Source organism: Streptomyces sp. NPDC086989 (assembly GCF_044745505.1).
In the GTDB taxonomy this organism is placed as follows: domain Bacteria; phylum Actinomycetota; class Actinomycetes; order Streptomycetales; family Streptomycetaceae; genus Streptomyces.
Genome location: NZ_JBIVAL010000002.1, coordinates 354,672 through 379,382, shown reverse-complemented (window position 1 = coordinate 379,382; position 24,711 = coordinate 354,672). Strand labels below are relative to the sequence as shown.

At 71.4% G+C, this 24,711-nt stretch carries 16 protein-coding genes; 7 read left to right on the top strand and 9 right to left on the bottom strand.

Annotated features, from left to right (window positions below; all coding sequences use genetic code 11):
- Position 1 precedes the first annotated feature (1 nt).
- Entirely contained in the window at positions 2 to 1,513 is a 1,512-nt protein-coding gene (locus tag ACIPK4_RS05455; protein ID WP_402309439.1) for a hypothetical protein, read from the bottom strand.
- 97 nt (positions 1,514 to 1,610) lie between these two features.
- On the opposite strand from ACIPK4_RS05455, the gene ACIPK4_RS05450 reads away from it, so the two are divergent.
- Both ACIPK4_RS05450 and ACIPK4_RS05445 read left to right on the top strand, forming a co-directional pair.
- Positions 1,611 to 2,150 carry a WcaF family extracellular polysaccharide biosynthesis acetyltransferase gene (locus tag ACIPK4_RS05450; RefSeq protein WP_376192491.1) on the top strand — a complete coding sequence of 180 codons (540 nt, stop codon included), beginning with the start codon at positions 1,611 to 1,613 and terminating at the stop codon, positions 2,148 to 2,150.
- On the top strand, positions 2,147 to 3,262 hold the full coding sequence (locus ACIPK4_RS05445) for a glycosyltransferase (RefSeq protein WP_402309437.1): 1,116 nt from the start codon (positions 2,147 to 2,149) through the stop codon (positions 3,260 to 3,262). Before ACIPK4_RS05450 ends, ACIPK4_RS05445 begins: the two co-directional genes overlap by 4 nt.
- A gap of 53 nt (positions 3,263 to 3,315) precedes the next feature.
- Here the strand turns inward: ACIPK4_RS05445 and ACIPK4_RS05440 are convergent, their stop codons facing one another.
- The 4 genes from ACIPK4_RS05440 to gmd all read right to left on the bottom strand — a co-directional run bounded on the left by ACIPK4_RS05440 (position 3,316) and on the right by gmd (position 8,456).
- Positions 3,316 to 3,528 carry a DUF6458 family protein gene (locus tag ACIPK4_RS05440; protein WP_054224569.1) on the bottom strand — a complete coding sequence of 71 codons (213 nt, stop codon included), beginning with the start codon at positions 3,526 to 3,528 and terminating at the stop codon, positions 3,316 to 3,318.
- Positions 3,529 to 3,648: 120 nt separating this feature from the next.
- The gene (locus tag ACIPK4_RS05435; RefSeq protein ID WP_402309435.1) at positions 3,649 to 4,326 is read right to left on the bottom strand and encodes a hypothetical protein; all 678 of its coding nucleotides are present in this window, start codon (positions 4,324 to 4,326) and stop codon (positions 3,649 to 3,651) included.
- A 93-nt stretch (positions 4,327 to 4,419) separates the two neighbouring features.
- The gene (locus ACIPK4_RS05430) at positions 4,420 to 7,197 is read right to left on the bottom strand and encodes a LamG-like jellyroll fold domain-containing protein (protein ID WP_402309433.1); all 2,778 of its coding nucleotides are present in this window, start codon (positions 7,195 to 7,197) and stop codon (positions 4,420 to 4,422) included.
- A 245-nt stretch (positions 7,198 to 7,442) separates the two neighbouring features.
- Positions 7,443 to 8,456 (bottom strand): GDP-mannose 4,6-dehydratase, encoded by a 1,014-nt coding sequence (gene gmd, locus ACIPK4_RS05425; RefSeq protein ID WP_402309431.1) that lies wholly within the window; start codon positions 8,454 to 8,456, stop codon positions 7,443 to 7,445.
- A gap of 341 nt (positions 8,457 to 8,797) precedes the next feature.
- Here gmd and ACIPK4_RS05420 point away from each other — a divergent pair, with 341 nt between their 5' ends.
- A complete protein-coding gene (locus ACIPK4_RS05420; protein ID WP_402309429.1) occupies positions 8,798 to 9,742 on the top strand; it encodes a GDP-L-fucose synthase family protein in 945 nt (314 codons plus the stop codon).
- A gap of 19 nt (positions 9,743 to 9,761) precedes the next feature.
- On the opposite strand, the gene ACIPK4_RS05415 is transcribed toward ACIPK4_RS05420, so the two are convergent.
- Positions 9,762 to 11,249 carry a sugar transferase gene (locus ACIPK4_RS05415; RefSeq protein ID WP_402309427.1) on the bottom strand — a complete coding sequence of 496 codons (1,488 nt, stop codon included), beginning with the start codon at positions 11,247 to 11,249 and terminating at the stop codon, positions 9,762 to 9,764.
- Between the two features lie 379 nt (positions 11,250 to 11,628).
- Here ACIPK4_RS05415 and ACIPK4_RS05410 point away from each other — a divergent pair, with 379 nt between their 5' ends.
- Positions 11,629 to 13,896, top strand: coding sequence for a M4 family metallopeptidase (locus tag ACIPK4_RS05410; RefSeq protein WP_402309425.1), 2,268 nt, complete (start codon positions 11,629 to 11,631; stop codon positions 13,894 to 13,896).
- Positions 13,897 to 14,028: 132 nt separating this feature from the next.
- Here the strand turns inward: ACIPK4_RS05410 and ACIPK4_RS05405 are convergent, their stop codons facing one another.
- A complete protein-coding gene (locus ACIPK4_RS05405) occupies positions 14,029 to 14,622 on the bottom strand; it encodes a hypothetical protein (protein WP_402309424.1) in 594 nt (197 codons plus the stop codon).
- Between the two features lie 161 nt (positions 14,623 to 14,783).
- Positions 14,784 to 16,325: an MFS transporter gene (locus ACIPK4_RS05400; protein WP_402309422.1), complete on the bottom strand. Its 1,542-nt coding sequence runs from the start codon at positions 16,323 to 16,325 to the stop codon at positions 14,784 to 14,786.
- A 137-nt stretch (positions 16,326 to 16,462) separates the two neighbouring features.
- On the opposite strand from ACIPK4_RS05400, the gene ACIPK4_RS05395 reads away from it, so the two are divergent.
- Positions 16,463 to 17,524, top strand: coding sequence for an Lrp/AsnC family transcriptional regulator (locus tag ACIPK4_RS05395; protein ID WP_402309421.1), 1,062 nt, complete (start codon positions 16,463 to 16,465; stop codon positions 17,522 to 17,524).
- A gap of 43 nt (positions 17,525 to 17,567) precedes the next feature.
- Here the strand turns inward: ACIPK4_RS05395 and glgP are convergent, their stop codons facing one another.
- The gene (glgP, locus tag ACIPK4_RS05390; protein ID WP_402309420.1) at positions 17,568 to 20,222 is read right to left on the bottom strand and encodes an alpha-glucan family phosphorylase; all 2,655 of its coding nucleotides are present in this window, start codon (positions 20,220 to 20,222) and stop codon (positions 17,568 to 17,570) included.
- 685 nt (positions 20,223 to 20,907) lie between these two features.
- On the opposite strand from glgP, the gene ACIPK4_RS05385 reads away from it, so the two are divergent.
- Positions 20,908 to 22,902 (top strand): maltotransferase domain-containing protein, encoded by a 1,995-nt coding sequence (locus ACIPK4_RS05385; RefSeq protein ID WP_402309418.1) that lies wholly within the window; start codon positions 20,908 to 20,910, stop codon positions 22,900 to 22,902.
- Positions 22,899 to 24,593 (top strand): maltose alpha-D-glucosyltransferase, encoded by a 1,695-nt coding sequence (treS, locus tag ACIPK4_RS05380; RefSeq protein WP_054224559.1) that lies wholly within the window; start codon positions 22,899 to 22,901, stop codon positions 24,591 to 24,593. Before ACIPK4_RS05385 ends, treS begins: the two co-directional genes overlap by 4 nt.
- The last annotated feature ends 118 nt before the right edge of the window (positions 24,594 to 24,711 follow it).

Below are 24,711 nucleotides of genomic sequence, written 5' to 3'. Positions count from 1 at the left end.
GTCAGCGCAGCATGGTCGACCTGTCCTGGCGGTACGTCGCCACCAGCGCGAGGCACAGGCCCGCGATCGCGACGCGGCCGGAGGCCTGGAGCAGCGGCCCGCGCAGCAGGATGAACGAATAGCCCGCGACCAGCGGGACCACGACCGAGATCAGGCTGCCCGGCGGGGTCCTGCGCGTGGCGCGTTTCGCGTACCGGCGGTCCACGCGCGCCGAGGCGTACCCCATGCCCAGCAGCCCGGCGCCCATCCCCAGCGGCCCGAAGTCGAGCCACAGCTCCGCCCAGATCGGCGAGGAGAGGTTGGTGTTGACCGTCCCCATCCACTCGCCGACCATCACGCCGGTGTCCTTCGGCTTGCCGGGCCACACCGAGCGCGGCACCGCGAAGAAGACGGATCCGGCGAGCTGGCGCCCGTACAGGTGCCCGGGACCGGAGTTCGAGTAGGTGATGGTGTTCGCGAACATGCCGATCTGGTCGTAGTCCTTGAGCGCCATCGGCTCCAGGAACGACGTCGTCTCGACGGGCTTGTAGTTCTTCTCGTCGTAGCGGAAGCGGTCCGCGAAGGGGAACACGAGCAGGGCGATCACCACGGCCATCGACAGCGCCACCCGGTACATCGCGGCGCTCACCGGGAAGACGGTGAACAGGAGCGCGAACATGACCGTGAGGAACCAGTACCGCGGGTTCGAGATCGGGTTGTTGACCACCAGGTTCACCAGGGCGAGCGCGCCCCAGGTGACGATGACCGAGACCGTGCGGCGGGCGTACGTCGAGGTGATCAGCCAGCGCGTGTACATCAGCAGGGCGAGCAGCGCCGGCACGGTGCCGAAGCCGCGCAGGAGGGCCTGGCCCGCCTGGCCGTCGCCGTTGGAGACGCCGGCCTCCTGGATGCCCGCGATGATCTCCTGGCGGCTGGAGAAGAAGACCGCCGGACCGCCGAGCTTCACGATGAAGGCGGCGCTGCCCAGGAAGGCGAGGCCGGTGAGCAGTTGGAGGCGGCGCCGGTGGGCCATGACCGGCCGCGGCTCCTTCTGGGAGCCGCCCGCCCGGCCCGCCGGCCGGTGGCGGGCCAGCAGGACGCCGACGTCGAACGCCGTGCAGCCGAGCAGGACCAGGCCGATCGCGGCGGTGAGGTCGGAGCGGGCGCCGACCACCGGGGTCGGGACCCGGCCGAGGACGGCCTGCGCGAGCGGGGCCACGCCCATCGCCATGTAGACGAACAGCCAGAAGGAGCCCTGGAGGAGCTTGCGGCGGCTGGTGAGGACCATCGCGGAGAGCCGGGCGCCCGCGTACATCGTGAGCAGGAGCTGGAGCCAGAAGGCGGCGTCGCGCTGGCCGTCGCCGGGCTGGACGGCGACGAACAGCGGCAGGAAGACGGTGAAGCCGAGGATGAGCGGGACGGACAGCGCGCGGGAGAGCAGGGTGCGCGGAGTGGTGACCTTGCCCCACTTGTTCTCGTCGGCGAGGTCGCGCACCGGCGGGGTGACGGAGGGCTTGCGTATGTCCGTTGCCACTGCCGCCCCCACCCCATGTGCCTGGTCCGCGCGCAGTCTAGTCTGAGCGGGCGGCGCCCGGGGAGGCGCGCCTGCCGAGCACGACGAGGGGCGACAGTTGCGCGATCTTCCTGCCTTCACGCTGGCCGGTTACGACAAGGGGCGCGGGCTGCTGACGCAGGCGCTGTGGTTCGCGGTGATGAACACGCTGTTCATGGCGTGGTTCTGCCCGGCCCGGCTGCGGGTGGCACTGCTGCGGGCGTTCGGTGCGCGGATCGGCGAGGGCGTGCTGATCCGGCACAGGGTGCGGGTGCTGTGGCCGTGGAAGCTCACCGTCGGCGACCACACGTGGATCGGCGAGGGCGCCTGGGTGCTGAACCTGGAGCCGGTGACCATCGGTGCGAACGTGTGCGTCTCGCAGGAGGCGATGCTGTGCACCGGGTCGCACGACCACCGGGCCGCGGACTTCCGCTACCGCAACGCGCCGATCGTGGTCGAGGACGGCGCATGGGTGGCCGTACGGGCGACCGTGCTGGCCGGGGTCACGGTGGGCCGCTGCGCGGTGGCGGGTGCCGGATCGGTGATCCACAGAAACCTTCCTGCGCTGACGCTGCAGACGATGGACGGGCAGCGCCGCCCGGTCGAGGAGCCCAAGTGAGAGTCCTGCACGCCGTCACGCTCCACTCCCCCTCGCACGCGTTCGGCGGGCCCGTCCGGGTCGCGCTGAACCTGGCCAAGGGGCTGCGGGAACGCGGCCACGAGGCCGGTCTGCTCGCGCTCGGCGAAGGCTTCCCCGACCCGTGGCCGACCTCGGTGGAGGGTGTCCCGGCGAAGCTGTACCCGGCCCGGCGCATCCTCCCCCTCGGCTTCAGCGGGATGACCTCGCCGGCCCTGCTGGCCTCGGCGGGCCGGCTGGTGCGGGACGCGGACGTGGTCCACGTCCACCTCGCGCGGGACCTGGTGACCCTTCCGGTGGCCCTCGCCGCGCTGCGGGCCGGCAAGCCGCTGGTGCTCCAGACCCACGGGATGGTGGACCCGAGCGGGAGGCTGCTGGCCAAGGTGCTCGACGCGGTGGCCGTACGCCGGCTGCTGCGCGGCGCGGACGCCGTGCTGTACCTGACCCCGCACGAACGCGAGGGCCTCGACGCGGTGGTGGGCGCCCCGCTGGCGGGGGCCGTCCGGCTGGTCAACGGCACCCCCGCGCAGGACGAGCGGCCGGCCCCGGCCGGTCCCCCGCGCATCCTCTACTCGGCGCGCCTGCAGGCCCGTAAGCGACCGGTGGACTTCGTGGACGCGGCCCCGGCGGTCCTGGCGGCGCACCCGGACGCGGAGTTCGTGGTGGCCGGGCCGGACGAGGGCGAACTGGCCGCCGTCCGGGCACGGATCACGGAACTGGGACTCACCTCCCGCTTCACGGTGCCGGGGGCGCTCTCCACCGCCGAGGTCCTGACGGAGCTGGGGCGGGCCCACGTCTACGTCCTGCCGTCGGTGGACGAGCCGTTCCCGATGTCGGTCCTGGAGGCGCTGTCGGTGGGTGTCCCGTCGGTGGTCACGCACTCGAACGGGCTGGCCCGTGACATCGCCGGCGCAGGAGCCGGCCGGGCGGTCGCCCCGGGCCCGGCCGGCGTCGCCGAAGCCGTCCTCGCCCTCCTGGACCCTCAGGCCAACGCGACGGCCTCCCGGGCGGCCCGCGAACTGGCCGCGCAATCCTTCTCGATGGACGCGGTCCTGGACACCCTCCTGGCCGTCTACGGGCGCATCACCCGCTGAACCCGCGGTTCGCGGCGCACGGGCTTGAGGGCAGTCCTGCGTCTCCCTCCGGGTCAGAGCTCGCGGTGGGTTTCGTCGACCACCGGGAGGGCCGCCGCGCGGCGGCGCCTGAAGACGCTCGCGTAGACGGCGAGTCCGATGGCGCCGGCCGCCATCATGATCAGGCCGACGACGTCGAGGTTGACGCTCTCCATCTGCCAGTCCGTCGCGAACGTGAGGATGGCCCCCACGACGATCAGCGCGATGCAGCCGCCGATGCCTCCCATGTGAACCGCCTCCGAGTCGTTGTCGTCTGACGGCGCGGCTACCCCGGGCCCGCGAACGAAAACGCCGCCCCCGGCCCGGAGTCCGGGCGGGGGCGGCGTCTCGTCGGCGTGGGAGGCGCGTTACGCGGGGATCCAGGCGTAGCAGCCCGTCGACGTGAACTGCGCCGTGCCCGGGGGGATGTTCGCCGTGATCTTGTCGCCGGCCTTCGGCGCCGTCTCCGGGCCCGAGGCCAGGACGGCTCCGTCCTTGCCCTTCGCCTCCCAGGTGCACGTCGTGTTCTGGGTCAGCGCGCGGTACGTGCCCGCCGCGGGCGACTGGCGGGTGCCGTCGCCGAAGCCCTTGGACGCCGCGTCCAGGATCGGCTTCTGCTCCGGGCACAGGTACGTGATCGCGTCCTTCGCCCCCGGGATCTCCCCGGCGACGACGGCTCCGGTCGCCGCGTCCTTGTCGTGCTTCGCGGTGCGCTCCACCCGCTGGCAGGACTCCTGGCCGGTCTGGAGGACCGCCGCCGGGTCCGTCTTCTCGGGGACCCGTCCGCTCAGGTACTGCTTCTCGTTCGGCTTGAAGCTGCCCGTCTTCGGGGTGATCTTCGCGTCCGGCAGGACCGGGCCGGTCGGCTTCGCGTCGGGTGCCGCCGGCGTCGCCGAGGCGTCCGCCGGGTCCGTGACCGACGACGCGGCCGGAGGCTTCGGCTTGGCGTCCGCGGCGTCGGCCTTGCCGCCGCCGTCCGAACTGCAGGCGGTCAGGGTCAGAGCTGCGGCCAGCAGAACAGCAGCCGCGGCGGAGCGTCGGTACATCAGGGGCTCCTGTACGTGCCAGTTGATCGGTTGCGATAGGGGTGCGGGGCCCGGCCGTGTCGCGCGCCGGGCCCCGCACTGCCGTTCAGACGGTTACTTCGGGCCGAAGGTGAGGACGAGCTGCGGAGCGGCGTCCGCCGCCGTCGACTCCGAGGACCAGATCCACAGCGGGTCGGTGCCCGTGCTCGTCAGGGCCATGCTGTAGCTGCTGCCCAGCGCCGCGGAGAGCGTGGCGGTGTCCAGCGGCGTGCTCGCCGTCGCCGAGCCGTCCGGCACGCTCGCGAACGAGCCGAGCTCGGTGGTGCCGAGAGCGGGCTTGGTGGTGAACGTCGTGGTCGCACCGCTCCAGGTGCCGGTGACCGGAACCACGGACACCTTGTCGGCCGTACCGGCGTTCGCCTGGGTCGACGTCTTGATCTGGAGCGCGGCGGACTTCAGGACCTGCCCGGCCGGCGCGGCCGGCAGGTTGAAGCGCAGGTACGTCTCGTACGCCGAGGTGCCGCGGACGGCCAGCGAGGTGGTGGCGCCGTTGGCGGCGCTCGGAGCGCCCTGGTTGACGTAGGTGTCCTCGGTCGCGGAGACCTTGGAGACCGAGTCGGAGGGTGCCTTGGCCAGGTCGTAGTGGTTCTTGGCCTGGGCCGCGGTGAGCGCCTTCGGGTAGACGGCCGTCTCGTCGATCTGACCGGCGAAGAAGTTGCTCGTCGGCTTGGTCGGCCAGCTGCCGAGGTTGTCGCCGCCGACGTGCCAGAAGCCCTCGTACGAGACGGAGCTGGTGACGTTCAGCGTGCCCTTGCTCTGGCCGTCGACGATGAGCTCCATGCCGCTCGCGCCCATGGAGCCGACGACGTGGTGCCACTTGTTGTCGTTGTACGTGTCGAACAGCCCGGTGGTGATGGTGCGGGTCGAGCCGTTGTAGACGCCGAAGACCAGACGACCGGTGTTGGTCATGTAGATCTGCTTGTCGTACGTGCCGCTGCTGCGGTCGGTGTTGTTGCCGAAGCCGATCAGCTTGCCGCCGCGCGTGGTGCCCGTCTTGAACCAGGTCTCGACGGCGAACGCGTTGCCCACCGTCTGGCGGTGGTCGCTGTACACCTGCTGGCTGGTGCCGTTGAAGCCCATGGCCGTGCTGGCGCCGGTGATCGCACCCGGAGTCTGGCGCAGGGCCGGGGCGTTGAGCTGGATGCCGCTGGTGTTGCCGTTCACCGAGGAGTCGGCGACGTACGGGCTGACGGTGTCGTCGTAGCGCCAGTACAGGGTGGCGCCGTCGGCGCGGACCTGGTCCGGGTAGGACTGGACCGAGGACGGGACGGTGACCGAGGCGGTGGCCGACAGGGCGCTGGTGTTGCCCGCCGCGTCGGTGGCCGTCACGCGGTAGGTGTACGACTGGCCGGCCTTGACCGTGGTGTCGTTCCAGGACGCCTGCGGGCGCTGCCACTCCAGGGAGTCGGCGGCGACGGTCGCGATCGGGGTCGACGAGCCGTTGCGGTAGATGCGGTACGTCAGCTTGCTGTCGTCCGCGTCGTAGCTGGTGCGCCAGCGGACCTGGACCTCACCGGACTTGACGCTGCCGGCGCTCGCGACCGGGGTCGTCGGGGCGCCGACGTCGCCGGTGGAGGCGAAGCGGGTGAGCGCCTGCTGCGGCTTGCCGTTGATGGCGGTGAACTCACCGCCGGCCCACATGTACTTGACGTCGTTCTTCTCGGCGATGGTCATCGCGCGCGGGCCGATGCCCTCGCCGATGCCGTCGTTGGCGGTCGGGTGCCAGCCGAGCTTGCGCGGGCTGCGCACGAAGCCGTCCACGGGCGCGGGGGCGGCGCCCTCGTAGTCGGTCAGCTGCGCGTTGAAGAAGTTGCGCTTGCCGTCGGGGAACTGTCCTTCGAGGGAGCAGTCGTGGGCGTGCGAGGAGCTGTACAGCACGCCGTCGTACGGCAGGACCGCCTGGGTCGCGCCGAGGCAGCGGTCGCGCCACTTCTCGTTGAAGTCGCTGAGGTTCAGGCCGATGCGGCCGTCGAAGACGCCGCCGCCGGAGCCCTCGTTGCCGGTGTAGAAGCCGGTCGCGTCGGTGGCGATGTCCTTGACCACGGAGTTCGACGGGATGTTGCCGTACGTCTTGACGACGGCGCCGGTGGTGGCGTTCACGACCGCCAGGGCGTGCGTGTTCTTCCCGTTGACCGTGAAGAAGTCACCGCCCAGGAGGACGTTCTTGCCGTCCGGGGTGACCTCGATCGCGCGGCCGGGCTCGTCGGCGTCGGCGACGAAGGGCTTGAGCGCACCGGAGCCGGCGTCGACGGCGGCGAACCGCTCGCGGGTCTGGCCCTCGACCGTGCCGAAGTCGCCGGCCGCGTAGAGGGTGTCGTCCGTGACGGCGAGTCCGCGCACGGTGGCGGGGAAGCCCGGGTGGAAGGAGGCCTTGGGCGTGCAGCTCGCGATGTCGATCGCGGCGAGGCTGGAGACCGGGGTGCCGTTGACGGCGCCGAAGTAGCCGCCGGCGTACAGGGTCTTCTTGTCCTTGGAGACGGCCAGCGCGCGCACGGTCGCGGATCCGTCGGCGCCGGTGAAGGCCAGCTTGCACGAGGTCGGGTTGCCCGTCGCGGCGTCGAGCGCCACGAAGTTCACCGCTTCCTGCTCGGCGCCGCTGGTGCCGTCGGGCGGGCGGACGGCCGAGAAGGTGCCGCCCGCGAAGACGGTGCCGTTCGCCTCGGCCATCGCGAAGACGACGCCGTTGGGCTGCCAGGTCGGCAGTTCGTCGGCGGTGAATGCCACGGGAGGCGTGATGGCGGACGCCTCGGGCATCAGCACCAGGCCTATGCCGGTGCCGGCCCCGGCCAGTGACAGGACGAGGGCAGCAGTCAGCCCTCTGGATCTACGCATGAGCCCCCCAGGGCAATCGCCCGGTTTGATGGCTGGAACTATCCGAACAGCCATATGTACTGGCGCAGACTAGGGCTCCCGCGAGGACCTGGTCACCTCCCTTGACCCATTGCATACCAACTTGGGATCAATGGCTCAGCTCGGAGGGTGCGCTACGGACATACGGCAGGTTTGCCCCGGCCACGTCCACTGATACCAGGGGAGACGACCGGGACACGGCAAATCGTAGGGGAAATATAAGACGTTCAGCGGTCGATGCGGACCGTCGCGCCCGCCAGTTGGTCCTCGACCTGCCGGATATCGGCATCGACCATGATCTGCGCCAGTTCGGCCACGAGCACCGTCGGCTTCCAGCCAAGCAGCTCATTGGCCTTGGACGCGTCGCCGATGAGGGCGTCGACCTCGCTCGGGCGCTCGTACTTGGGGTCGTAGCGCACGTGCTCGGCCCAGTCGAGGCCCGCGTGCGCGAAGGAGGACTCCACGAACTCGCGGACCGTGGCGGCCACGCCCGTGGCGACGACGTAGTCGGTCGGCTCGTCCTGCTGGAGCATCCGCCACATCGCGTCGACGTACTCCGGGGCGTAGCCCCAGTCGCGGACCGCGTCGAGGTTGCCGAGGTAGAGGTGCTCCTGGAGACCGGCCTTGATCCGGGCGACCGCGCGGGTGATCTTGCGGGTCACGAACGTCTCGCCGCGGCGCGGGGACTCGTGGTTGAAGAGGATCCCGTTGACGGCGAACATGTCGTACGCCTCGCGGTAGTTCACCGTGGTCCAGTACGCGAACACCTTGGCGGCGCCGTACGGGCTGCGCGGGTGGAACGGGGTCTGCTCGTTCTGCGGCGGCGGGGTGGCCCCGAACATCTCCGAGGACGAGGCCTGGTAGATGCGGGTGTCCACGCCGCTGGCCCGGATCGCCTCCAGCAGCCGCAGAGCGCCGAGGCCGGTCACGTCGCCGGTGTAGAGGGGGGCGTCGAAGGACACCCGCACGTGCGACTGGGCGCCGAGGTTGTAGACCTCGTCGGGCTTGATCTCCCGGAGCAGGTTGACCAGCGCGACGCCGTCGGACAGGTCGGCGTGGTGCAGGACCAAGGACCGGTTGGCGGTCTGCGGGTCCTGGTAGATGTGGTCGATCCGCTCGGTGTTGAAGCTGGAGGACCGCCGCACCAGGCCGTGCACCGTGTAGCCCTTGGAGAGCAGCAGCTCGGAGAGGTACGAGCCGTCCTGCCCGGTGACGCCCGTTATCAGTGCGGTCTTGCCCATGTGGGTCCCCCTGGGGGTCGTGTCGGTCTGTTCTGGTGAGGCATGGCCTCGGGGGCGGGGCGGCGGTGCGGTCCGCCGGTGGGCGGGGCCGTACCCCGCGGGTGACGGGGTCCCGCCGGCCCGGCGGGGTGGTCGCGCCCCGGTTTCCGCGCGGGACCTGACGGCGCGTACGGCCGCGGGCCCAAGGGGCTGGATGCGTACCGTACACGGCGCCCTCCCGCCCCCTCCGGGCGGATTGCGCCGTACCGGGCCGGGCCGGCGCGGGCCCGGGTGCGCCCGGCCGGCCGGCGGCGCCGGACCTCGTCCGCTGCCCGCGGAGGCGGACTGGCATCATCGGCGGTATGACAAGTTCGCTGCCGCTCCTGCCCCCGAACGCCCGCGTCTTCGTCGCGGGCCACCGCGGCCTCGTGGGCTCCGCGGTCGCCCGCCGGCTCACCGCCGACGGCCACGAGGTGCTCACCCGGGGCCGCGCCGACCTCGACCTGCGCGATGCCGCCGCAACCGGGGCGTACCTGAAGGACGTCCGGCCCGACGCCGTCGTGCTGGCCGCCGCCAAGGTCGGCGGGATCATGGCCAACAGCACTTATCCGGTGCAGTTCCTGGAGGACAACCTCAAGATCCAGCTCAGCGTCATCGGCGGCGCGCACGCCGCCGGGGTCGGCCGGTTGCTGTTCCTGGGCTCCTCCTGCATCTACCCGAAGCTCGCCCCGCAGCCCATCAGCGAGGACGCGCTGCTGACGGGCCCGCTGGAGCCGACGAACGAGGCGTACGCCCTGGCGAAGATCGCCGGGATCGTCCAGGTCCAGTCGTACCGCAAGCAGTACGGGGCCTCGTACATCTCGGCGATGCCCACGAACCTCTACGGGCCCGGCGACAACTTCGACCTGCAGACCTCGCACGTACTGCCCGCCCTGATCCGGCGGTTCCACGAGGCGGCCGCCGAAGGCCGTGACGAGGTCACCCTGTGGGGCAGCGGCACCCCGCGCCGCGAGTTCCTGCACGTGGACGACCTGGCGGCCGCCTGCGCGGTGCTGCTCGGCCGTTACGACGGCGACGAGCCGGTGAACATCGGCTGCGGCGAGGACCTCACCATCAAGGCCCTCGCCGAGACCGTCGCCGAAGTGACCGGTTTCCGCGGCCGGCTCGCCTGGGACACGTCCAAGCCGGACGGAACGCCGCGCAAGCTCCTGGACGTCACGCGCCTGACCTCGCTGGGCTGGAAGCCGGAGATCGAGCTGCGGGACGGCATCGCCGCCACCTACCGGTGGTGGCGCGAGCAGGGCTGAACGCAACGGCCGCGGCTCCTCAGTACGCTCCGCGGCCGTCGACGACGGCGCGGAGGGTACGGCCCATGACGTCGACGTCACTGGTGAAGGACCAGTTGTCGACGTACTGCAGATCGAGCTGGATCGTCTCGTCCCAGGACAGGTCGGACCGTCCGCTGATCTGCCAGAGCCCGGTCATGCCGGGCCGCACGGTGAGCCGGCGCAGTTCGACCTCGTCGTACTGGGCCACCTCCTCCGGCAGCGGCGGGCGCGGCCCGACGAGGGACATGTGCCCGCCCAGCACGTTGAACAGCTGGGGCAGTTCGTCCATGGAGGTGCGGCGCAGCAGCCGGCCCACCCGGGTCACCCGGGGATCGCGGCGGATCTTGAACATCAGGCCGTCGTTCTCGTTGGCCCCGGACAGCTCGTTCTTGAGCCGGTCCGCGTCCACGACCATGGTCCGGAACTTCCACATCACGAACGGGACCCCGTCGCGCCCTATGCGCTCCTGGCGGTAGAACGCCGGACCGCGCGAGCCGAGGCGGATCGCCAGGACGATGCCGAGGAAGACCGGCGAGAGCAGCAGCAGTCCGAGCGCGGCCCCCGTGCGGTCGAGGACCGACTTGAGCAGGGTCTGGACGCCCCGTCCCACCGGCGGCGCCACCCGCAGCACGGCGAGCCCGCCCGCGGAGAGGGTCTCCAGCCGCTTGACGGAGACCTCCACGAGGCCGGGGAAGACGGCGAGTTCCAGCCCGGCGTCGTGCAGGGCCCAGGCGACCCTGCGCAGCCGCTCGCCGCCGATCCGCGCGCCGGGTGCGACCAGCACGAGGTCGGCGTGGTGGCTGCGGACGGCGGCGAGCACGGCGGCGGAGTCGGCGTTCGGGGCTTCGGGCGGGGTCTCGTCGAGCCGGGCCGCGACGGGCACCCCGCCTTCGAGCGGGCCGGTGCCGACCGGCACGACGCCGACGACGACGTACGGGTGATCGGTGCGCGCGGCCAGGTGCTCGATCAGGGCGTCGGCGGCTCCGGGTTCGCCGACCACCAGGACCCGGCTGACGGCGTGGGCCTCGCGGCGGGCGGCCGAGAGGTGACGGTAGGTCAGCTTGCGGCAGGCCACGGTGACGAGGAGGGCGGGCAGGAGGGCGCCCAGGGCGGACAGCCGGGGGGTGTTCTCGCCGGTGACCACGCGGGCCACGGCCAGGACACCGATGAGAATCAGCCAGTCGTGCAGGACGGGGAGCACGCCGCGGGATTCTCCGAGCGCGCGGGAGGTGTAACGCCGGCGCACCGCCTGCACCCCGGTCCACGCCAAGGCCGCGCCGAGGGCGCAGTAGACCGGCCGGACCTGCTGTGCGGCCTGGAAGACGAGCGCCACGGGGATCGCGGCGCCGAGGAAGTCGGCGACGAGGGCGGCGGGCAGGTACCAGCGCGCCTTGTCCCCGATCCGCCTCACCGGGGCCGCAGCGAGCCCCGTCGGCTCGGCGGCCGCTGCGGCCAGTCTTTGCGCAGGAAAATGGACATGCCTCATGGGCCCCCCTGGCACGTGGTCTACGACGGCGGCGCGTGTCCGTGGCTTCCCCTGGCGACGGACATCTGGCGCACCGGGAAACAGTACGACAAACACCCGTACGACAAATGCCGATTGCGCGAACGAGATCTCTTGTTGCGCAAGTGTTAGCAACCGGTACCAACCGTTCCAGATATCGGGTAGCCCCTTCGCACGCGAAGGTGAATGGTCCGGATACCGGATACGTCTCTTCGGTCAACGAACCGTTTCCGGCCAACCTTTTGACGCGCCCCTGACATTCTCGCCGCCGACTGGCACTCTTCGATCCGTTCATCGCACCAGCCTGCTCTGCCCGGAGGCCCACCCAGCCATCCGGAACCCCTTGCAGAAGGAGTCTGCGTTGAGTCCCACCCCCCACAGGCGTGCCTCCGCGGCCGGCGCGCTCGTCGCCGCCGCAGCGCTGCTCGCCGTCGGCATACAGGCCGGCACCGCTTCCGCCGACGCCACCGCGTCGCAGGCCCGCACCGCCGCCCAGCCCAACCCGGGCGCGGCCGCCGTCAGTCTCAGCCCCTCCGAGCGTGCGACGCTCATCGCCGACGCCAACTCGACGACCGTCCAGGCGGCCAAGGCCCTCGGCCTCGGCGAGCAGGAGAAGCTGGTCGTCCGTGACGTCGTCAAGGACGCCGACGGCACCACGCACACCACGTACGAGCGCACCTACGGCGGACTCCCCGTGCTCGGCGGCGACCTGACGGTCCACGCCAAGGGCGGCGTCACCAAGAGCATCACCAAGGCGACCAACCACGAGATCAAGGTCGCGGACACCACCGCGACCGTGACCCCGGCGGGCGCCGAGGGCCAGGCCGTCTCCGCGGCGAACGCGGCCGGCTCCAAGGACGCCAAGCCCTCGAAGAGCGCCCGCAAGGTGATCTGGGCCGCCGAGGGCGCCCCCGTCCTCGCCTGGGAGACCGTCGTCGGCGGCCTCCAGGACGACGGCACCCCGAGCGAGCTGCACGTGGTCACCGACGCCAAGACCGGCGCGAAGATCACCCAGTGGCAGGCCATCGAGACCGGCACCGGCAACACCATGTACAGCGGTCAGGTCACGATGGGCACCTCGCAGTCGGGCAGCAACTACACGCTGACCGACGCAGGGCGCGGCAACCACAAGACGTACGACCTCAACGGCGGCAGCTCCGGCACCGGCAGCCTGTTCACCAACACGACCGACGTGTGGGGCAACGGCGCCGCGTCCAACCGCGCGACGGCCGGCGCGGACGCCCACTACGGCGCACAGTTGACGTGGGACTACTACAAGAACGTGCACGGCCGCAACGGCCTGCGCAACGACGGCGTGGCCCCGTACAGCCGGGTCCACTACGGCAACGCGTACGTGAACGCGTTCTGGGACGACTCCTGCTTCTGCATGACGTACGGCGACGGTACGAGCAACACGCACCCGCTGACGTCCATCGACGTGGCCGCCCACGAGATGACCCACGGCCTCACCTCGGTCACCGGCAACATGACCTACAGCGGTGAGCCCGGCGGCCTGAACGAGGCGACCTCGGACATCATGGCGGCGAACGTCGAGTTCTACGCCAACAACCCGCAGGACGTCGGCGACTACCTGGTCGGCGAGAAGATCGACATCAACGGCGACGGCACCCCGCTGCGCTACATGGACAAGCCGAGCAAGGACGGCGGCTCCAAGGACGCGTGGTACTCGGGCATCGGCGGCATCGACGTCCACTACTCGTCCGGCCCGGCCAACCACGTCTACTACCTGATGTCCGAGGGCTCCGGCGCCAAGGTCATCAACGGCGTGAGCTACAACTCGCCGACCTCGGACAACCTCCCGGTCACCGCGATCGGCCGCGACGCCGCCGCGAAGATCTGGTTCCGCGCGCTGACGGTGGGCTACTTCAAGTCGAACACCAACTACGCGGCCGCCCGCACCGCGACCCTCCAGGCCGCCGCCGACCTGTACGGCCAGGGCTCGACCACGTACAACAACGTGGCCAACGCCTGGGCGGGCATCAACGTCGGTGCGCGCATCGTCTCCGGCGTCTCGGTCACCCCGATCGCCAACCAGACCACCCAGATCAACACGGCGGTCAGCCTCCAGGTCCAGGCGACCAGCACCAACCCGGGCGCCCTGAGCTACGCGGCGACCGGCCTGCCGGCCGGCCTGTCGATCAACTCCTCTACCGGTCTGATCTCGGGCACGGCCACCACCGCGGGCACGTCCAACGTGACCGTCACGGTGACCGACTCGCAGAGCAAGACGGGCACGGCGTCCTTCACCTGGACCGTCGGCACGTCCCAGCAGAGCGTGTTCGAGAACACGAACGACTACCAGATCGCGGACAACTCGACCGTCGAGTCCCCGATCACCGTGACCCGCACGGGCAACGCCCCGAGCACCCTCAAGGTGGACGTGGACATCGTCCACACCTACGTCGGTGACCTGGTCGTCGACCTGGTCGCCCCCGACGGCTCGGTCTACAACCTGCGCAACCGGACCGGCGGCAGCGCGGACAACATCGTCCAGAGCTTCACGGTGAACGCGTCCTCCGAGGTCGCCCAGGGCACCTGGAAGCTCCGGGTCCGTGACGCGGCCAGCCTGGACACCGGTTACATCAACAGCTGGAAGCTCACCTTCTGACCCTCCGGGACAGATGAAGCACAACGGCTGACCCGAAAGACACGGGGCCGTCCGGGAGAGACCCTCCCGGACGGCCCTGTCCCATGTACTCCCGCGGTACGGGACCTGCTCCGTCTCCGGCCGCGGCGGACGTCAGCCGATGCGGGGGAAGACGAAGTCGAACACGTCGGGCCCACCGCGGTGGTGGTCTCCCCGGTGCTCCTCGCCCTGGCCCTGGCCCTGGGGCTGGGGCTGGTCCTGGCCCTGGCCCTGGTCCTGGCGCTGCTCCCGGCCCGGCTCCGGCCCGTCCTTCGACGTGCGGCGGGCTCGGAAGCCGTCGTCGTTGCGGTAGTCGTCGTCCCAGTCGTCACGGCGGTCGTCGCGGAAGTCGTCGTGGCGGCCGCGGACCGGCGTGAAGATCGCAGAGCGGACCGAGACGTCGTTCACCCGGTCCCCCGGCTCCAGCGTCCGCTCCTCCCGGCCCGAGCAGCCGCGGCCCGGGTACAGCGTGGCCCGCGCGCCGGTGTCGTTGCGCACCGACGTCGCGGGGCGGTTGGCCGAGGTGTACGTCAGCTCGTAGCAGGTGTCGTAGTTGGCCGGATGGATCTGCGCGCGCTCGTCGTGGTCGATGATGTACTCCAGCCGGCCCAGCGTGTCGCCGTCGTCGCCGGCGAACGAGGTGCCGGCGGCGGGCAGGACGAGGGCGAGGGCGCCGAGGAGCGCTGCGGCGGTGGGTCGAAGGCGCATGGGGAGCAGTCCGTTCTGTGGGTACTGGATGCCGGTCCGGTGACATCCAGCGGGCAGCGTAGGAGCGGCACCCCCCGCTGAACCGTTTCGGCACGCTCAGTCGTTCGAAGGTTCACCCTCCCGATCGGCGGCCTGCGCCCGGACGGTCCCGCCCGCACCCGCTACGCGGGAGCGCGTTCGGAGACCGGGGCGTCCACCCCCGCGTCGGGCTCCGGGGCTGCGGCCTGAGCCGGGGCCTGAGCGGAGGCCTGGGCCTTCGTACGGACCAGGACCAGCACCACCAGCGCGCCGGCCAGCCCCATCAGCCCGGAGACCAGGAACGTCCCCCGCAGCCCGCTCGCGAAGGCCTCCTCCACCCAGACCCGCGCGGCCGGGCCCGCCGCCAGCAGCTCGCCGGCGCGCCCCGCGGCCAGCGCCTCGGCCGTGCCATGCCCCTGGCCGGAGCCGCTGAGCCCGTCCGTCAGTCCGGCCTGGAAGACCGCGCCGAGCACGGCGACACCGAGCGCCATGCCCAGCTGCCGCGCGGTGTTCAGCGCCCCGCCGGCCATGCCCGCCCGCGTCGGGGCCACGGCGCCCATCGCGGCGGCGGCCAGCGCCGGGGTCGCGGCGCCCACGCCGAGGCCCGTCACCACCAGACCCGGGACCAGGGCCGGCCAGCCGTCGCCCGCGTCCGTCATCCAGGCCTGGAGCAGTGCGCCCGAACCGATCAGCAGCAGCCCGCCGCCGATGGTCAGCCGCGCCGGGGCGCCGTGCAGCAGCCGGCCGGCCACCGCGGAAACGGCGAACGAGGAGACGCTCAGCGGCACCAGCACGAGGCCGGCGGAGACCGGGCCCATCCCCTCGGCGGTCTGGAGCCACAGGGAGACGTACATCAGGTACGAGAACGCGGCCCCGGACAGCAGCAGGGCGGCGGCCATGACGCCGACGAAGGTGCGGCTGCGGAACAGCGAGAGGTCCAGCATCGGGCGGGAGCTGCGCAGCTCGACCACGACGAACGCGGCGAAGGCGGCCGCACCGAGGCCGAGCAGGCCGAGGGTGGCGGAGCCGGTCCAGCCGTCCTCGCCGACCCGGATCAGCGCGTACGTCACGGCCGCCGCGCCAGCGGTGAAGGCGGCCATGCCGGGAAGGTCGAGGCCCTTGGCGCGCGGGTCGCGGGACTCGGCGACCGACCGGAGGGTGACGTACACGGCCACGGCGCAGACGGGCAGGTTGATGAAGAAGATCCAGCGCCAGCCGAAGTGCTCGGTGAGCAGCCCGCCGATGATCGGGCCGGCCGCGGCGGCCGCGCCGTTGACGGCGCCCCAGACGCCGAAGGCGACCCCGCGGTCACGGCCCTGGTAGGCGCTGCTGAGCAGGGCCATCGTGGTGGCGAACATCGCGGCGCCGCCGACGCCCTGGACGGCGCGGAAGGCGATCAGCTCGGCCGGGCCGGTGGCCAGTCCGCAGGCGAGCGAGGCGGCGGCGAAGAGCCCTAGCCCGCCGAGGTAGACGCGGCGGCGGCCGATCCGGTCGGCGAGGGAGCCGGCGCCGAGCAGCAGGGCGGCGAGGGCCAGGGCGTAGCCGTCGATGACCCACTGGAGTCCGGAGAACCCGGTGTTCATGTCGGCGGCCATGTCGGGCAGGGCGACCATCACGATCGTGACGTCGATCAGGAGCATGAACGCCCCGAGGCAGACCGCGGTCAGCGGAAGCCATTTGCGCATGGGAGATCTCCTCGGGGCCCACAGGCCCGGCAGGTGTCGGCGGTGGTTCCAAACTCCCAGCCCCGCGGCCGATCACCCACCCACACGCCTCTGGCTGCCGGATTCCTCCGCCCGGACCCCCTGTCATGATGGAAACCATGACCACGCCCACCCGAGCGAATCCCGCCTCCGCCTTCGCCTCCACGTCCGGCTCCGTCCAGCTCGACGAGCTCGACCGGGGTCTGATGCAGGCCCTGATGGCCGACGGCCGGGCCCCCTTCAGCCGCATCGCCGAGGTGCTGGAGGTCTCCGACCAGACGGTGGTGCGGCGCTACCGCCGGCTGCGGACCTCGGGCCTGCTCCGGGTCGTCGGACTGCCGCTGGGCAACCGCGTCGGGCTGTTCGAGTCCTGGCTGCGGGTGCAGTGCGCGCCGGACGCCGCGCTCGCGGTGGCCGGGGCGCTGGCCCGGCGGCCGGACATCTCCTGGGTGAAACTCGGCTCCGGCGGCACCGAGATCAACTGCCTGACCAAGGCCCGGACCCGGCAGGACCGCGACGGCCTGCTGCTCGACAAGCTCCCGCGCACCCGCCGCGTGACGGGGGTCAGCGCCCACACGATCCTGCGGGTCTACATCGGCGGGCCGTCGCAGTGGTGCGGGCTGGACGTCCTGCGACCCGATCAGGTCGCGGCGCTGGCGCCGTGGCCGCAGCGGCCCCCGGTGGTGCACGGGCAGGAGCGGTACACCCTGGACGAGGCCGAGCTGGCGCTGCTGGCGGTGCTCGGCCAGGACGGCCGGGCCGGATATCCGGAGCTGGCCCGCGCCTCCGGGCTGTCGGAATCCACCGCGCGCCGCCGGGTGGACCGGCTGCGGGAGCTACGGGCGCTGTACTTCGACGTGGAGCTCGTCCCGTCGACCCTGGGCTTCGAGGCGGAGGCGACGCTGATGCTGACCGCTGCGCCGGCCCGGCTGGCGGAGGTGGGCGCGGCGCTCGCCGGGCATCCGGAGGTGCCGTTCGCGGCGGCGGTGACCGGCACGGCCAACCTGATGGCCGCGGTGGTGTGCCGGGACACCGACGCGCTGTACACGTACATGACCGAGCGGATCGGCGCGGTGCCCGGCATCCAGCACGTGGAGGTGATCCCGACCCTGCGCAACATCAAGCGGGCCGGGATGCTGGTGGAGGGCGGGCGGCTGGTCGACCTGCCGCCCGCCCCCTGAATCCCCGGATCCCCGGGGTCCCCGGGTCCGGGGGTCCCCGCCGCTAGCGCAGGAGTACGCCGTCTCCCGCGCCCGCGTCACCGGCCGTGTCGGTGTCCACCGGGGCCGCCACCAGCCCCAGTTCGGCCGGCGTGGCCAGCAGCGGGTGCGATGGCAGGACCCGCACCGTGTACCCGTAGGGCCCGGTGCGGTCGAGGGCGAGCGGGCCCTCGTACATCCAGCGCCCTTCCAGGTCGGGCCCGGCGGCCGGCTTGAGCGGGAAGGTCCGCCCGTCGCGGATCACATCCTGCGGGTCCACCCGGCCGGCGACGGCCTGGACCTCCACGTCCTCGGGGGTGAGTGCGTCCAGCGCGACCCGTACCCGCAGCGTGAGGGTGGCCCCCAGTTCGGCGGTGCCGCCCACGGGAGCCGCGGCCAGCGCCTCCACGTGCTCGACGGCGACCCGCGGCCAGGCCGCCCGGACCCGGCCCTTCCACGAGGCCAGGTCGCGCGCCGCATCCGGGTTCAGGGCCCGGTGGGCGCGCGCGGCCGGTGCGTACAGCCGCTCCACGTACTCCCGCACCATGCGGCCGGCGAGGACCTTGGGGCCGAGGGAGACGAGGGTGCGCCGGACCATCTCGATCCACCGCACCGGCAGTCCGCTGCGGCCCGTCCGGTCGTAGAACCGCGGCGCGACCCGGTCCTCGATCAACTCGTAGAGGGCATGGGCCTCCAGGTCGTCGCGCCGGTCCTCGTCGGAGCCGAGGCCGTCGGCCGTGGGAATGGCCCAGCCGAAGTCCGGCTCGAACCACTCGTCCCACCAGCCGTCCAGTACGGACAGGTTGAGGCAGCCGTTGAGCGCCGCCTTCATCCCGCTGGTCCCGCACGCCTCCAGGGGCCGCAGCGGATTGTTCAGCCAGACGTCGCAGCCCGGGTAGAGCTTCTGTGCCATGGCCATGCCGTAGTCGGGCAGGAAGACGATCCGGTGGCGCACCCGCGGGTCGTCGGAGAACCGGACCAGCTCCTGGACGAGCCGTTTGCCCCCGTCGTCGGCCGGGTGCGCCTTGCCCGCGACGACGATCTGCACGGGCCGGTCCGGGTCGAGCAGCAGCGCGCGCAGCCGTTCGGGGTCGCGCAGCATCAGCGTGAGCCGCTTGTACGAGGGCACGCGCCGGGCGAACCCGATGGTCAGGACGTCCGGGTCGAGTACGGAGTCCACCCAGCCGAGTTCGGCCTCGGCGGCCCCGCGCTGGAGCCACGAGGCCCGCAGCCGGTCGCGGACCTCCTGCACGAGCTGTTCGCGCAGCCCGCGCCGCAGGTCCCAGATGTCCTGGTCGGCGATGTCGGCGACCGCGTCCCAGCGCTGGGAGCCGCCCACCGACAGGGCGTCCTCGGTCCGTCCGGCGCCGATCTGGCGGGCGCCGAGACGGACGACCTCGGGTGCCACCCAGGTCGGGGCGTGGACCCCGTTGGTCACGGAGGTGATGGGCACGTCGGCCGGATCGAAGCCCGGCCACAGGCCGGCGAACATGCCCCGGCTGACCGCCCCGTGCAGGGTCGAGACCCCGTTGGCCCGCTGGGCCAGGCGCAGCCCCATCACGGCCATGTTGAACACCCCGGGGTCGCCGCCGGGGTAGGACTCGGCCCCCAGTTCCAGGATCCGGTCGACGGGCAGGGCGGCCAGTTCCGCGCCGGGCCCGAAGTGCCGGGCGACGAGGGCCTGCTCGAAGCGGTCGATGCCGGCGGGGACCGGGGTGTGCGTGGTGAACACGGTTCCGGCGCGAACCGCCTCGACGGCGGCCTCGAAGCCGAGCCCCTGTTCCCCTTCCAATTCCCTTATGCGTTCGAGTCCGAGGAAGCCGGCGTGTCCCTCGTTCGTGTGGAACACCTCGGGGTCGGGATGCCCGGTGATCCGGCAGTACGCGCGCACCGCGCGCACGCCTCCGATGCCGAGCAGCATCTCCTGGAGGAGGCGGTGGTCGCTGCCGCCGCCGTAGAGCCGGTCGGTCACCTCGCGGGCGCCGGCGTCGTTGTCCTCGACGTCGGAGTCCAGGAGCAGCAGCGGCACCCGGCCGACGCGGGCCTGCCAGATGTGGGCGTGCAGGGCGCGGCCGCCGGGCAGGCTCAGGGTCACCCGGGCCGGCGCCCCGTCCGTGTCCCGCAGCAGGGACACGGGGAGCTCGTTGGGGTCGAGGACGGGGTAGTGCTCCTGCTGCCAGCCGTCGCGGGAGAGGGACTGGCGGAAGTACCCGTGCCGGTACAGCAGCCCCACGCCGATGAGGGGGACGCCGAGGTCGCTGGCGGCCTTGAGGTGGTCCCCGGCGAGGATCCCGAGCCCGCCGGAGTACTGCGGTAGGGCGGCGGTGATCCCGAACTCGGGCGAGAAGTAGGCGATCCCGGCGGGAAGCGCGGTGCCGTCCTCATGGCTCTGGTACCACCTCCCGCCGTGGACGTAGTCGTCGAGGTCGGCGGCGATGACGGCGAGCCGGCGCAGGAAGCGGCGGTCGGCGGCCAGTTCTTCGAGCCGTTGGGCGGAGACGGAGCCGAGCAGCCGGACAGGGTCGCCGCCGGCGGCCTGCCAGCCCTCGGGATCGACGGATTGGAAGAGTTCGCGGGTCTCGGTATGCCACGACCAGCGCAGATTGCGCGCGAGGTCGGCGAGCGGCAGCAGTGGTTCGGGGAGTACGGGGCGCACGGTGAATCGACGGATAGCCTTCACGCGTTCCACCTTCGCAGGCAATTGCGGATCGAAGCGGTCGCACCACGCTGTGCGCCCGCGCATCACCCCGGGAAGGCTAGCCTCACCCCGCTCCGCCTGCCACGGTGCCGCCCGGAAGGCACGCGGCAGGAAGGTTCCTTCGAACCGTTCCGTGCGGACGGCGATGTGGATTCAGGACATTCCCGCGTCGCGGCAGGGCCGCCGGACCGTGCCGGGCGCATGTGAACCGGTACCGGAATTCCCCGGGAGGACCGTCCGAAGAGCCATTGCCACTTCGGGCAATCCACGCTCATCATCCCAAAACCATGGTCACCCGTGAGGCCTCCGAGGCCTGTGGGACGAGGGGTGTCACGACGTACATCCGGTAGTCCCAACCGACTTGACTGAGCCTCGGCGGATGTCGGCCAAGACCTTGGTCCGGGCCCCGCCACTACGTACGAGTAGTTAACCGAGCGCACGGATTGAGCGGGGCGAGAGTGGGCAGGGCTCCCCGCGTACACGCACGGCACCCCGCCCCACCACCTCTCCCGCCACCCGAGTGAACGCGGACAGGAGCGGCCATGCCCGCAGCCCAGCCGTCTTCTGAGCGGCTAGAAACAGAGCGAACAGAGCGTGCACGCCCGGCCGGTGTTCCGGCTGGGCTGTTGTCACCGAGCCCCGCGAACTGCCTCCAGGTGATCCCATCATGATCGGTCGCATTCCCGTGCTGGACGTCCGCCCCGCCGTCGACTGCGGGGCCAGACCCGCCAAGGCGGTCGTGGACGAGGTCTTCGAGATCTCCGCCACCGTGTTCCGCGAGGGCCACGACGCCGTCGCCGCCCACGTCGTGCTCCGCGACCCCAGCGGGCGGCTGCGGCCCCCCGCGCCCATGCGCGAGCTGGCGCCCGGCACCGACCGGTGGGGGGCGCGGGTCTGCGCCGACGTCGAGGGGAGGTGGACGTACACCGTCGAGGCCTGGAGCGACCCGGTCGGCACCTGGCAGGCGCACGCCGCCATCAAGATCCCCGCGGGCATCGACCCCGGGCTCACCCTGCTCGAAGGCGCCGAGCTCTACGAGCGGGCCGGCTCCCGGATCCCCAAGAAGGACGGGCGCGAGCACGTGCTGGCGGCCGCCGAGGCGATGCGCGACGAGGACCGACCGGTGTCGCTGCGCCACGCCGCCGCCCTCGCGACCCCGGTCCAGGCCGCGCTCGCGCGGCGCCCGTACCGGGAACTGGTCACGGCGTCCAAGGCCCTGCCGCTGGTCGTGGAGCGCAAGCGGGCCCTCTTCGGCTCCTGGTACGAGATGTTCCCGCGCTCCGAGGGCGCCGTCGTCGAACCCGGCGAACAGCCCGTGAGCGGCACCTTCCGCACCGCCGCCGAGCGGCTGCCGGCCATCGCCTCGATGGGCTTCGACGTGGTGTACCTGCCACCGATCCACCCCATTGGGAGTACGTACCGCAAGGGACCGAACAACACCCTTTCGGCTGGAAGTTGGGACCCGGGTGTGCCGTGGGCGATCGGCTCCACGGAGGGCGGCCACGACGCCGTCCACCCCGACCTCGGCACGATCGAGGACTTCGACGCCTTCGTCGCCCGCGCCCGCGAGCTGCGCATGGAGATCGCGCTGGACTTCGCGCTCCAGTGCTCCCCGGACCACCCGTGGGTGGAGAAGCACCCCGAGTGGTTCCGCCACCGGGCCGACGGGACGATCGCGTACGCCGAGAACCCGCCGAAGAAGTACCAGGACATCTACCCGATCCACTTCGACACCGACATGGCCGGGATCGTCGAGGAGACGGTCCGCATCCTGCGGTACTGGATGGAGCACGGGGTCCGCATCTTCCGGGTGGACAATCCGCACACCAAGCCGGTCGTCTTCTGGCAGAAGGTGATCGCGGACATCAACAAGTCCGATCCCGACGTGATCTTCCTGGCGGAGGCCTTCACCCGGCCCGCCATGATGCGCACGCTCGCCGCCGTCGGCTTCCAGCAGTCGTACACGTACTTCACCTGGCGCAACACCAAGGCCGAGCTGACCGAGTACATGACCGAGCTCGCGGACACCCGCTCGGCCTCCGTCATGCGGCCGAATTTCTTCGTCAATACGCCCGACATCCTCCACGAGTACCTCCAGCGGGGCGGCCGTCCGGCCTTCGAGGTGCGCGCCGTCCTGGCCGCCACCCTCTCCCCCACCTGGGGTGTCTACGCCGGGTACGAGCTGTGCGAGAACACCCCGGTCCGCGAGGGCAGCGAGGAGTACCTGAACTCCGAGAAGTACGAGTTCCGGCCGCGCGACTGGGCGGCCGCGGACCGCGAGGGCCGCACCATCGCCCCGCTGATCACCGCCCTGAACCGGCTGCGCCGGCGCAACCCCGCCCTTCAGCAGCTGCGCGACATCCATTTCCACACGACCGACAACGACCAGGTGATCGCCTATTCGAAGCACGCGGGCGCCAATTCCGTACTGGTGGTCGTCAACCTCGATCCGCACCACACCCAGGAGGCGACGGTCTCGTTGGACATGCCGGTACTCGGCCTCGACTGGCACGGGTCCCTCGCGGTGCGCGACGAGCTCACCGGCGAGACCTACCACTGGGGCAGGGCCAACTACGTGCGTCTGGAACCGGGCCGAGCGCCCGCGCACGTTCTGGCGGCTCTGCGACCGTCCCCGCCCACCGGAGGGTCACCCACCACATGATGATCAACGATCCCGTCCACGACACGTTCGAGGACACCCCCGCGAAGGACCGCGACCCCGACTGGTTCAAGCGGGCCGTCTTCTACGAGGTGCTCGTCCGGTCCTTCCACGACAGCAACGGCGACGGCGTAGGGGACCTGAAGGGGCTCACCGCCAAACTCGACTACCTCCAGTGGCTGGGCGTGGACTGCCTCTGGCTGCCGCCGTTCTTCGCCTCGCCGCTGCGCGACGGTGGCTACGACGTCTCGGACTACACCTCCGTGCTGCCCGAGTTCGGCGACCTCGCCGACTTCGTGGAGTTCGTGGACGCCGCGCACCACCGCGGCATGCGGGTGATCATCGACTTCGTCATGAACCACACGAGCGACCAGCACGAGTGGTTCCAGCAGTCCCGCAAGGACCCGGACGGGCCGTACGGCGACTACTACATGTGGGCCGACAACGACAAGCAGTACCAGGACGCCCGCATCATCTTCATCGACACCGAGACCTCGAACTGGACGTACGACCCGGTCCGCAAGCAGTACTACTGGCACCGGTTCTTCTCGCACCAGCCCGACCTCAACTACGAGAACCCGGCCGTCGTCGAGGAGATCGTCTCCGCCCTCCGCTTCTGGCTGGACCTCGGCATCGACGGCTTCCGCCTCGACGCCGTGCCCTACCTGTACGCCGAGGAGGGCACCAACTGCGAGAACCTGCCGCGCACCCACCAGCTCCTCAAGCGGGTGCGCGCCGAGATCGACGCGCACTACCCCGACACCGTGCTGCTCGCCGAGGCCAACCAGTGGCCCGAGGACGTCGTCGACTACTTCGGCGACTTCGCGTCCGGCGGGGACGAATGCCACATGGCCTTCCACTTCCCCGTCATGCCGCGCATCTTCATGGCGGTGCGAAGAGAGTCGCGCTACCCCGTCTCCGAAATCCTGGCCAAGACCCCGGCGATCCCGGACCGTTGCCAGTGGGGCATCTTCCTGCGCAACCACGACGAGCTCACCCTCGAAATGGTCACCGACGAAGAGCGCGACTACATGTACGCCGAGTACGCCAAGGACCCGCGGATGCGGGCCAACATCGGCATCCGGCGCCGGCTCGCCCCGCTCCTCGACAACGACCGCAACCAGATGGAGCTGTTCACCGCCCTGCTGCTGTCGCTGCCCGGCTCGCCGGTGCTCTACTACGGCGACGAGATCGGCATGGGCGACAACATCTGGCTCGGTGACCGCGACGGTGTGCGCACGCCCATGCAGTGGACCCCGGACCGCAACGCCGGTTTCTCCTCGTGCGATCCGGGCAGGCTGAACCTGCCGGTCATCATGGACCCCGTCCACGGGTACCAGGTCACCAACGTCGAGGCCGCGATGGCATCGCCCTCGTCACTGCTGCACTGGACCCGCAGGCTGATCGAGGTCCGCAAGGCCAACCCGGCGTTCGGCCTCGGTTCGTACACCGAACTGTCGTCGTCCAACCCGGCGGTGCTCGCCTTCCTGCGCGAGTACGGGGACGACCTGGTGCTGTGCGTGCACAACTTCTCGCGCTTCGCGCAGCCCACCGAACTGGACCTGAGGTCGTTCAACGGGCGGGTTCCGGTGGAGCTCACGGGTGACGTGCGCTTCCCGCCGATCGGCGAGTGGCCGTACCTGCTCACCCTCGCGGGTCACGGCTTCTACTGGTTCCGCCTGCGCAACGAGTAGCCGCCGGGTACGGGGTGGGCGCGCGAATGGGTCAATCGCCCGCCCCTGTACGGATCATCCTGACCCGACACTCGTACACCACCGGAGAAGCACTGACGCGATCCGGGACACTCTCCGC

Excerpts from the sequence above, each read along its gene's own strand:
- ACIPK4_RS05430 (WP_402309433.1), bottom strand. The coding sequence starts at position 7,197 with ATGCGTAGATCCAGAGGGCTGACTGCTGCCCTCGTCCTGTCACTGGCC.
- ACIPK4_RS05415 (WP_402309427.1), bottom strand. The coding sequence starts at position 11,249 with ATGAGGCATGTCCATTTTCCTGCGCAAAGACTGGCCGCAGCGGCCGCC.
- gmd (WP_402309431.1), bottom strand. The coding sequence starts at position 8,456 with ATGGGCAAGACCGCACTGATAACGGGCGTCACCGGGCAGGACGGCTCG.
- ACIPK4_RS05400 (WP_402309422.1), bottom strand. The coding sequence starts at position 16,325 with ATGCGCAAATGGCTTCCGCTGACCGCGGTCTGCCTCGGGGCGTTCATG.
- ACIPK4_RS05435 (WP_402309435.1), bottom strand. The coding sequence starts at position 4,326 with ATGTACCGACGCTCCGCCGCGGCTGCTGTTCTGCTGGCCGCAGCTCTG.
- ACIPK4_RS05405 (WP_402309424.1), bottom strand. The coding sequence starts at position 14,622 with ATGCGCCTTCGACCCACCGCCGCAGCGCTCCTCGGCGCCCTCGCCCTC.
- ACIPK4_RS05420 (WP_402309429.1), top strand. The coding sequence starts at position 8,798 with ATGACAAGTTCGCTGCCGCTCCTGCCCCCGAACGCCCGCGTCTTCGTC.
- treS (WP_054224559.1), top strand. The coding sequence starts at position 22,899 with ATGATGATCAACGATCCCGTCCACGACACGTTCGAGGACACCCCCGCG.
- ACIPK4_RS05395 (WP_402309421.1), top strand. The coding sequence starts at position 16,463 with ATGACCACGCCCACCCGAGCGAATCCCGCCTCCGCCTTCGCCTCCACG.
- ACIPK4_RS05440 (WP_054224569.1), bottom strand. The coding sequence starts at position 3,528 with ATGGGAGGCATCGGCGGCTGCATCGCGCTGATCGTCGTGGGGGCCATC.
- ACIPK4_RS05385 (WP_402309418.1), top strand. The coding sequence starts at position 20,908 with ATGATCGGTCGCATTCCCGTGCTGGACGTCCGCCCCGCCGTCGACTGC.